Below are 9,684 nucleotides of genomic sequence, written 5' to 3' on the forward strand. Positions count from 1 at the left end.
CGCGCGCCGGCTGGTCGATGAGCGCCACGACTTCTACGTGCTGGACGAGTTCACCTATCCGCTGAAGTGGGGTTGGGTGGACGTCGACGAGGTGGTGCGGGCGCTGGCGGCGCGACCCGGTCATCAGCACGTGGTCGTCACCGGACGTGACGCACCGCAAAGCCTGATCGACGCGGCCGACCTGGTGACCGAGATGGCGAAGGTCAAGCATCCGATGGACGTAGGACGCAAGGGGCAGAAGGGCATCGAGTGGTGAGTGTTCCCGCGGTGGTCATCGCCGCCCCAGCCTCGGGCAGCGGAAAGACCACGCTGGCAACGGGTTTGATCGGTGCCTTGCGGCAGGCGGGCCACGCGGTGGCGCCGTTCAAGGTGGGCCCGGACTTCATCGATCCCGGCTATCACGGCCTCGCCGCCGGCCGCCCCGGCCGCAACCTCGACCCGGTGCTGGTGGGGGAGGGTCTGATCGGCCCGCTGTACGCCCACGGCGCGCGTGGCGCGGACATCGCCGTGGTCGAAGGGGTGATGGGGCTGTTCGACGGCCGGATCGGGCCCGCTGCAACCACTCCCGCGGCGGGCTCGACGGCCCACGTGGCAGGCCTGCTGGGTGCGCCCGTCGTTCTGGTCGTCGATGCGCGCGGGCAGAGCCAGAGCGTCGCCGCGCTGCTCCATGGCTTTTCCACTTTTGACACCGGTACCCGCGTGGCCGGGGTGATCCTGAACCGGGTCGGATCGGCCCGGCACGAGCAGGTGTTGCGGCAGGCCTGCGAGCACGCCGGCGTCCCGGTGCTGGGCGCCATTCCTCGGGTGGCTGAATTGGAGCTGCCCACAAGGTATTTGGGACTTGTCACCGCGGTGGAGTACGGGCAGCGGGCGCGGCTGGCGGTGGAGGCGATGACCGATTTGGTCGCGCGCCACGTCGACCTGGCGGCGGTCGTTGCCGCCGCCGCAAGCCGGGTCGCGCAGCCGCCCTGGGATCCGGCGGCGGTGGTCGGAGAGACGCCCGCCGGGCGTGCCACTGTCGCGATGGCGGCGGGCAAGGCATTCAGTTTCGGCTACGCAGAACACCGGGAACTGCTGGCCGCCGCCGGCGCCGATGTGGTCGAATTCGACCCGCTCGTCGACGCGTTGCCCGACGGCGCCGATGCGGTGTTGCTGCCCGGCGGTTTTCCCGAACAGTTCACCGCGGAGCTCTCGGCCAACGACGTCGTCCGCCGGCAGATCAAGGAGCTGGCCGCCGCGGGGGCGCCGATACACGCCGAGTGCGCGGGGCTGATCTACCTGGTCTCCGACCTCGACGGCCATCCGATGTGTGATGTGCTGGCCGGGCGGGCGCAATTCACGTCGCAGCTGATCCTGGCGTATCGCGATGCCGTCGCCGTGGCGGATTCGTCGTTGCACGCCGCGGGCCAGCGGGCGGTAGGGCACGAATTTCACCGCACCACAGTCACATTCACCGACGATTATCAGCCGGCCTGGATGTACCGGGTCGACGGAGCCGCCCAGGGGAGCGCCGCCGTGCGTGACGGCGCCGTGCACGCCGGGGTGCACGCGTCTTATCTGCACACCCACCCGGCGGCCGCGCCGGAGGCGGTGGCGCGCTTCGTGGCACACGCTGACTCCCGGCTTCGCCGCGCTAGCGATCGCCACTAGATCGATGGTGGCGACCCGCGGCGCCCGGCTTCGCCGCGCTAGCGATCGCCACTAGATCGATGGTGGCGACCCGCGGCGCCCGGCTCCGCCGCGCTAGCGATCGCCACTAGATCGATGGTGGCGACCCGCGGCGCCAGGCTTCGCCGCGCTAGCGATCGCCACTAGATCGATGGTGGCGACCCGCGGCGCCCGGCTCCGCCGCGCTAGCGATCGCCACTAGGCTTGCCGGGTGACCGAGAGCGCCTACCTTGTTGGGCTGCGGCTGACCGGCAAGAAGGTCGTCGTGGTCGGCGGCGGCACCGTTGCCCAGCGCCGGTTACCCTTGCTCATCTCCAGCGGCGCCGACGTCCACGTCATCTCCCGCAGCGCCACCCGGTCGGTCGAGGCGATGACGGGAATCACACTGGCACTGCGCGAATACCGCGACGGCGACCTCGACGGAGCCTGGTATGCGATCGCGGCCACCGACGACCCGCGCGTGAACGAGGCCGTGGTCGCCGAGGCCGAACGGCGCCGCATCTTCTGCGTTCGCGCCGACGTCGCCGTTGAGGGGACCGCCGTCACCCCAGCATCTTTCGACTACGCGGGGCTGTCGGTCGGCGTGCTGGCCGGTGGCGAGCACCGCCGGTCGGCGGCGATCCGCTCGGCCATCCGCGAGGCGCTGCAGACCGGGCTCATCACGCCCGAGAGCCCAGTGGGCTCCGACGTCGTCAAGGGCGGCGTCGCGCTGGTCGGCGGCGGGCCCGGCGACCCCGAACTCATCACCGTGCGCGGCCGCCGCCTGCTGGCCCAGGCCGACGTCGTGGTCGCCGACCGGCTGGCGCCACCGGAACTGCTCGCGGAACTGCCCCCGCACGTCGAAGTCATCGACGCCGCCAAGATCCCGTATGGGCGGGCGATGGCCCAGGATGCGATCAACGACGTGATGATCGAGCGCGCCCGCGCCGGCAGCTTCGTAGTTCGCCTGAAGGGCGGGGACCCCTTCGTGTTCGCTCGCGGCTACGAAGAGGTGCTGGCGTGCGCCGAGGCCGGGATTTCGGTGACCGTGGTGCCGGGTGTGACGAGCGCCATAGGAGTGCCCGCTTTAGCGGGCGTCCCGGTCACTCATCGGGCGATAAATCACGAGTTCGTGGTGGTCAGCGGGCATCTCCCACCCGGTCATCCCGAATCGTTAGTGAATTGGGATGCGCTGGCCGCAATGTCCGGCACCATTGTTTTGCTGATGGCCGTCGAGCGCATCGAACTTTTCGCCGAGGCGCTCCTCAAAGGCGGCCGACCTGCGGATACTCCGGTGTTGGTCGTTCAGCATGGAACGACCGCAGCTCAACACACTTTGCGGGCTACCCTCGCCGACACGCCCGAAAAGATCCGCGCCGACGGTATCCGACCTCCGGCGATCATCGTGATCGGCGCTGTGGCGGCTTTCGGGCTTTAAACGGTTCTTAAGATTACTGTAAGGTAACCCTTTATGACGGCTCTCAACGATGCAGAGCGCGCGGTGCAGAATCTTGCCTCGGCGCGCCCCGATCGTCCGGCCCCGGTGCGCGCGGCGGAGACCACCGCGAAAGCCCCGGCGGAGACCGCCTCAACGCGCATCAGCAAGTACTATCCGGCGTGGCTGCCCTCGCGGCGCTTCATCGCGGCCGTCATCGCCATCGGCGGCATGCAACTGCTCGCGACCATGGACAGCACCGTCGCCATCGTCGCGCTCCCCAAGATCCAAAACGAGCTGAGCCTGTCCGACGCCGGCCGCAGCTGGGTGATCACCGCCTACGTGCTGACGTTCGGCGGGCTGATGCTGCTCGGCGGTCGTCTCGGCGACACCATCGGGCGCAAGCGAACCTTCATCGTCGGTGTCGCGCTGTTCACCATCTCCTCCGTGCTGTGCGCGGTCGCCTGGGACGAGGCGACCATGGTCATCGCGCGGCTGTCGCAGGGCGTCGGTTCCGCCATCGCCTCACCGACCGGCCTGGCGCTGGTGGCCACCACCTTCCCCAAGGGGCCGGCCCGTAACTTCGCGACCGCGGTGTTCGCCGCGATGACGGCGGTCGGTTCGGTGATGGGCCTGGTCGTCGGCGGGGCGCTTACCGAGGTGTCCTGGCGGCTGGCGTTCCTGGTGAACGTGCCGATCGGCTTGGTGATGATGTACCTGGCCCGCACCGCGCTGCGGGAGACCAACCGCGAGCGGATGAAGCTCGACGCCACCGGGGCCATACTGGCCACCTTGGCCTGCACCGCGGCCGTATTCGCCTTTTCGATGGGGCCGGAAAAGGGCTGGATGTCGATCACCACCATCGGCTCGGGCGTGGTGGCGCTGGGTGCCGCGCTGGCCTTCGTCATCGTGGAGCGCACCGCCGAGAACCCCGTCGTTCCGTTCGGCCTGTTCCGTGATCGCAACCGGCTGGTCACCTTCACCGCGATCTTCCTGGCCGGCGGGCTGATGTTCAGCCTGACCGTGTGCATCGGCCTGTACGTGCAGGACATCCTCGGTTACAGCGCGCTGCGCGCGGGCGTCGGCTTCATCCCGTTCGTCATCGCGATGGGCATCGGCCTCGGCGTCTCCTCGCAGCTGGTGTCCCGGTTCTCCCCGCGGGTGCTGACCATCGGCGGCGGGATCCTGCTGTTCTGGGCGATGTTGTTCGGCTGGGCGTTCATGCACCGCGGGGCTGCTTACTTCCCCAACCTGGTGCTGCCCATCGTGGTCGGCGGTATCGGCATCGGCATGGCCGTCGTTCCCCTCACGCTGTCGGCCATCGCCGGTGTGGGCTTCGATCAGATCGGACCGGTATCGGCCGTCACGCTGATGCTGCAGAGCCTGGGTGGGCCGCTGGTGCTGGCCGTCGTCCAGGCGGTGATCACCTCGCGGACGCTGTATATGGGCGGCACCACCGGCCCGGTCAAGTTCATGAACGATGCGCAGTTGGCCGCGCTGGACAACGGCTACACCTACGGGCTGCTCTGGCTGGCCGGGGTGGCCGTCATCGTCGGCGGCGCGGCGCTGTTGATCGGCTACACCCCCGACCAGGTTGCGCACGCGCAAGAGGTCAAGGAAGCGATGGACGCCGGGGAGCTGTAGCTCACCGCAGGCGGGTTCGGAGTCACCGCTAGGCCCAATGGCGGTGACCCACTGCGCCCGGCTTCGCCGCGCTTGTGATCACCGCTAGGCTAGCCCGCTGTGATCACCCGGATGTCCCAATTGTTTTTGCGCACCTTGCGCGACGATCCCGCCGACGCCGAAGTCGCCAGCCACAAGCTGCTGATCCGGGCCGGCTACATCCGGCCCGTCGCGCCCGGCCTGTACAGCTGGTTGCCGCTCGGATTACGGGTGCTGCGCCGCATCGAGCGCATCGTCCGTGACGAGATGAATGCCATTGGCGGACAAGAGATCCTGTTTCCCGCGCTGCTGCCACGCGCGCCGTACGAGACGACGAACCGGTGGACGGAGTACGGCGACTCGGTGTTTCGGCTGCAGGATCGCCGCGGCAATGACTTCCTGCTGGGCCCCACCCACGAAGAGCTGTTCACCCTGACCGTCAAAGGTGAGTACAGCTCCTACAAAGACTTTCCGGTCCTGCTCTATCAGATCCAGAACAAGTATCGCGACGAGGCGCGGCCGCGGGCCGGCATCCTGCGGGTCCGGGAGTTCGTGATGAAGGACTCCTATTCGTTCGACATCGACGACGCCGGACTCAAGGCCGCCTATCACGCGCACCGGGAGGCCTATCAGCGCATCTTCGCGCGCCTTCAGGTGCGCTACGTCATCGTCTCCGCGGTATCGGGGGCCATGGGCGGCAGCGCGTCGGAGGAGTTTCTGGCCGAAAGCGCCGTCGGGGAGGACACCTTCGTGCGGTGCCTGGAATCCGGCTACGCGGCCAACGTCGAGGCCGTCATCACCGCGCGCCCGGAGGCGCAGCCGATCGACGGGCTGCCCGAGGCGGTGGTGCACGACACGGGCGACACCCCGACCATCGCCACGCTGGTGGACTGGGCCAACCGGGCGGACCTGGGCCGCGCCGTCACCGCGGCCGACACGTTGAAGAACGTGCTGCTCAAGGTGCGTCAGCCCGGCGGGGAGTGGGAGCTGCTGGCCATCGGGGTGCCGGGTGACCGCGAGGTCGACGACAAACGGCTGGGCGCGGCGCTGGAACCGGCCGAATACGCGTTGCTCGACGACGCCGACTTCGCCAAGTATCCCTTCCTGGTGAAGGGATACATCGGCCCGAAAGGCTTGCAGGACAACGGTGTTCGCTATCTGGTCGACCCCCGGGTGGTGGACGGCACCAGCTGGATCACCGGGGCCGACGCGCCCGGGCGGCACGTCGTCGGGCTGGTCGCCGGCCGGGACTTCACCGCCGACGGCACCATCGAGGCCGCCGAGGTGCGCGACGGCGACCCCTCACCGGACGGCGCGGGTCCGCTGGTCTCGGCGCGTGGCATCGAGGTGGCGCACATCTTCCAGCTCGGCCGCAAATACACCGACGCCTTCACCGCCGACGTGCTCGGTGAGGACGGCAAGCCGGTCCGGCTGACCATGGGCTCCTACGGGCTCGGGGTGTCACGGATGGTGGCCGTCATCGCCGAGCAGCACCACGACGAACTGGGCCTGCGCTGGCCGTCGGCGGTCGCCCCGTTCGACGTGCATCTGGTGATCGCCAACAAGGACGCGGAGGCGCGTACCGGCGCCACCAACCTGGCCGACGAGCTGGACCGGTTGGGCGTCGAAGTGCTGCTCGACGACCGCCAGGCCTCACCCGGCGTGAAGTTCAAGGACGCCGAACTGCTCGGCGTGCCCTGGATCGTCGTGGTGGGCCGGGGCTGGGCGGACGGCGTGGTGGAGCTGCGCGACCGCTTCGGCGGCGAAACCCGCGAACTGGCCACCGGGCCGTCACTGGCCGCCGACATCGCGGCGGCCTGCTCGCCGAACAGGGGTTAGTCGTTGCCCCCGGGGAAGCTCGTCGTGATGGGCCAGGCGCCTAGCACGCGGCTCCACCGGGCGCCCATGACCGCGCTCTGCACCAGGGCCGTCGCGGCGAACGCGCGGTCGGCGCCGCTCTCGGCGTGCTCGGCGACGACGCGCCACGCCCCCGCGCCGTCGTTCTCCATCCGCGCGGCCAGGCGCGCGGCGTCGGCCGGGCCGCCGACCACCAGCGGCAACTGGTAGCCCGCCGCGGCGACGGGAACGGTCACCTTGCGGGCATTGAGCATCGCGATGACGTCGTCACGGCGCTGGCGGTGCTGCGCGAGGGCCTCTACGACCATGTCGTTCACGCTGGGCGGGGACAGCGCCGAGACGATGCCGTAGCCGTAGATCGTCGAGTGCTCGATGGCCAGCGCGTCGCACAGCGCCGTGTTGTCGGCATCCTTGCCGGAGGTCATATCGACGGCCCCCCGGGCACGAGCGCGACCGTGTACGAGGCAGTGCAGGAGGCGGCGATCGATGCCAGCAACCCGGCCCGATAGCCCGACTCGGTGCCCACCAGGCGGGTTGCGCTGTCGGCCGAGGCCCGCAGCGCGTTGATGACGTCGGACACCGGCGGCGGCGGTGGCGGGCCGGCCGGCTGGGCCTGGCCCGGGTTGGGCGTCTCGCTCGTGGGGGAGGTGGCGAGCTTGCCGGCCGCGCGCGAGATCTCCGCGGACAGCGCGCGGGCATGCGCGGCGCGCTGGCTCGCCACCACGGTCAATGCGGCGGCGACCTGAGGCGGGTTCCCGATGGCCGCTGCGGCGGCACCCGCCAGCGCGCTGTCGTGCCGGGCCTGATCCAGCGGCCCCAGCAATTGCTCGACCGGCGGCGGTTTGGGCGCGGACTCGCCGCAGGCGGACACCACCGCCCCGAGCGCAGCCAAAGCCGCACCACCGGCGAGCACATCTCGCCTGTTGACGAACGGAACTGCGCTAGGCACAAAGACATCCTGCCATCGGCGCGCAGCCGGGCAAGATGCCAGGACGCGATCACGCCGTCAACCGCGATTCCTGGCGTATCGTGGATAGCTGGTTCTCGCAGAGGGCGGCCGCAGACAGCAACGGTCAGCAACGGGCGTTCCTCCGCCGGGACACCGGAAGCCGCCTGCGAAGCCATCGGGGCGCCGACATCCGCCAGATGACCGGACAACTCAAGATGAGGAGCTCGCCGTGACCACCGGGCTACCGTCGCAGACGCAGGTGATCGAGCTACTCGGTGGAGAGTTTGCGCGCGCCGGATTCGAGATCGAAGACGTGGTCATCGACGCCCGGACCCGCCCCCCGCGAATCATGGTGATCGCCGACGGCGACAACGGCCTCGATCTGGACACGGCGGCCACGTTGTCCCGCTCGGCATCGGCACTGCTCGACGGCCTGGACACCATCGGCGACCAGTACGTGCTCGAGGTCTCCTCGCCCGGCGTGGACCGCCCGCTGACCAGCGCGAAGCACTTCCGCCGGGCGCGCGGCCGCAAGGTCGACGTCGTCCTGTCGGACGGATCGACGCTGACCGGCCGGGTCGGCGAGACGGGCGATGACGCGGTCGCACTGGTGGTGCGCGCGGGCCGGGATCTGGCGGTGCGCCAGATCCCCCTCGCCGACATCGTCAAAGCTGTTGTCCAAGTGGAGTTTTCGCCCCCTAACCAAGCGGAGCTGGAACTGGCGACCACGGGTCAGGCCCAAAGGACGGAGGAGCGGCGCCTATGAACATCGACATGGCCGCGCTGCATGCCATCGAGGTGGACCGCGGCATCTCGGTCAACGAGCTGCTCGAGACGATCAAATCGGCGCTGCTCACCGCCTACCGGCACACCGAAGGCCACCAGAACGACGCGCGGATCGAGATCGACCGCAAAACCGGTGTCGTGAAGGTGATGGCCCGGGAGACCGACGAAGACGACAACGTCATCAGCGAATGGGACGACACCCCCGAGGGTTTCGGCCGCATCGCCGCCACCACCGCCCGTCAGGTCATGCTGCAGCGGTTCCGGGACGCCGAAAACGAGCGGACCTACGGCGAGTTCTCCACCCGCGAGGGCGAGATCGTCGCCGGCGTCATCCAGCGCGACAGCCGGGCCAACGCGCGTGGCCTGGTGGTGGTCCGGATGGGCACCGAGACGAAGGCCTCCGAGGGCGTGATCCCGGCGGCCGAGCAGGTCCCCGGGGAAAGCTACGAACACGGCAACCGGGTGCGGTGCTACGTCATCGGGGTGACCCGCGGGGCCCGCGAGCCGCTGATCACGCTGTCGCGGACCCACCCCAACCTGGTCCGCAAGTTGTTCTCGCTGGAGGTCCCCGAGATCGCCGACGAGTCCGTCGAGATCGTGGCGGTGGCGCGGGAGGCCGGCCATCGGTCCAAGATCGCGGTGAAGTCCAACCTGCCCGGCCTGAACGCCAAGGGCGCCTGCATCGGTCCGATGGGGCAGCGGGTCCGCAACGTGATGAGCGAGCTCTCCGGCGAGAAGATCGACATCATCGACTACGACGAGGACCCCGCCCGCTTCGTCGCCAATGCGCTGTCGCCGGCGAAGGTGGTGTCGGTGTCGATCATCGACCAGGCCGCCCGCGCCGCCCGGGTGGTGGTGCCCGACTTCCAGTTGTCCTTGGCCATCGGCAAGGAAGGCCAGAACGCGCGCCTGGCCGCCCGGCTCACCGGGTGGCGCATCGACATCCGCGGCGACTCGCCCGCCGGGGCGGGCGGGCATCCGGAGAGCCAGTCCGAACACGGCGCCACCCACGGAATGGCCCGCGACCGCTAACGGTCCGGCCGGGTCGCGCCGGCGCATGCTCGGGCGGTTCTGAGCTTCGATCCGGTGACGCTAGACTGAGCCGTGATCCAGCGCGAACTTTCGGCTCCCGAAATCACGTCGCACCGTCATGCGGGTGGACCCGTACGGACGTGCGTCGGGTGCCGGAAGCGAGAGCTGGCCGTCGAGTTGCTTCGAGTGGTGGCTGTGCCGAACGGGAACGGCGAATTCGCCGTGATCGTTGACACAGGCAAGAGCCTGCCGGGGCGGGGTGCATGGCTGCATCCCGGGCCGCAGTGCGCGCAACAGGCAATCCGGCGGCGGGCTT

At 69.5% G+C, this 9,684-nt stretch carries 10 protein-coding genes; 8 read left to right on the forward strand and 2 right to left on the reverse strand.

The window, feature by feature from the left end; genetic code table 11:
- The 5 genes from A9W96_RS00410 to A9W96_RS00430 all read left to right on the forward strand — a co-directional run.
- Positions 1-256: cob(I)yrinic acid a,c-diamide adenosyltransferase (locus tag A9W96_RS00410; protein ID WP_197499353.1), on the forward strand; the 256-nt coding region annotated here is incomplete at its 5' end.
- Entirely contained in the window at positions 253-1,650 is a 1,398-nt protein-coding gene (locus A9W96_RS00415) for a cobyrinate a,c-diamide synthase (RefSeq protein WP_156765056.1), read from the forward strand. The genes A9W96_RS00410 and A9W96_RS00415, both read left to right, overlap by 4 nt.
- 229 nt (positions 1,651-1,879) lie before the next feature.
- Positions 1,880-3,085 carry a uroporphyrinogen-III C-methyltransferase gene (gene cobA, locus A9W96_RS00420; protein WP_066876216.1) on the forward strand — a complete coding sequence of 402 codons (1,206 nt, stop codon included), beginning with the start codon at positions 1,880-1,882 and terminating at the stop codon, positions 3,083-3,085.
- A gap of 33 nt (positions 3,086-3,118) precedes the next feature.
- A complete protein-coding gene (locus A9W96_RS00425) occupies positions 3,119-4,726 on the forward strand; it encodes an MFS transporter (protein ID WP_066866974.1) in 1,608 nt (535 codons plus the stop codon).
- Positions 4,727-4,825: 99 nt separating this feature from the next.
- Positions 4,826-6,583: a proline--tRNA ligase gene (locus A9W96_RS00430; protein WP_067137285.1), complete on the forward strand. Its 1,758-nt coding sequence runs from the start codon at positions 4,826-4,828 to the stop codon at positions 6,581-6,583.
- On the opposite strand, the gene A9W96_RS00435 is transcribed toward A9W96_RS00430, so the two are convergent.
- Both A9W96_RS00435 and A9W96_RS00440 read right to left on the reverse strand, forming a co-directional pair.
- Entirely contained in the window at positions 6,580-7,026 is a 447-nt protein-coding gene (locus A9W96_RS00435) for a ferritin-like domain-containing protein (RefSeq protein ID WP_066866978.1), read from the reverse strand. The genes A9W96_RS00430 and A9W96_RS00435 overlap by 4 nt on opposite strands.
- Positions 7,023-7,550, reverse strand: coding sequence for a twin-arginine translocation signal domain-containing protein (locus A9W96_RS00440; protein WP_067137287.1), 528 nt, complete (start codon positions 7,548-7,550; stop codon positions 7,023-7,025). The genes A9W96_RS00435 and A9W96_RS00440 overlap by 4 nt, the downstream gene beginning before the upstream one ends.
- A gap of 229 nt (positions 7,551-7,779) precedes the next feature.
- On the opposite strand from A9W96_RS00440, the gene rimP reads away from it, so the two are divergent.
- The 3 genes from rimP to A9W96_RS29960 all read left to right on the forward strand — a co-directional run.
- Complete coding sequence (rimP, locus tag A9W96_RS00445) at positions 7,780-8,316, forward strand: ribosome maturation factor RimP (RefSeq protein ID WP_067137290.1); 537 nt, start codon at positions 7,780-7,782, stop codon at positions 8,314-8,316.
- Positions 8,313-9,368 (forward strand): transcription termination factor NusA, encoded by a 1,056-nt coding sequence (gene nusA, locus A9W96_RS00450; protein WP_066866986.1) that lies wholly within the window; start codon positions 8,313-8,315, stop codon positions 9,366-9,368. Before rimP ends, nusA begins: the two co-directional genes overlap by 4 nt.
- Before the next feature lie 72 nt (positions 9,369-9,440).
- A partial coding sequence (locus A9W96_RS29960) for a YlxR family protein (RefSeq protein ID WP_082971984.1) occupies positions 9,441-9,684 on the forward strand: 244 nt, incomplete at its 3' end.

Source organism: Mycobacterium sp. 1245852.3 (genome assembly GCF_001669335.1).
Classification (GTDB): domain Bacteria; phylum Actinomycetota; class Actinomycetes; order Mycobacteriales; family Mycobacteriaceae; genus Mycobacterium; species Mycobacterium europaeum_A.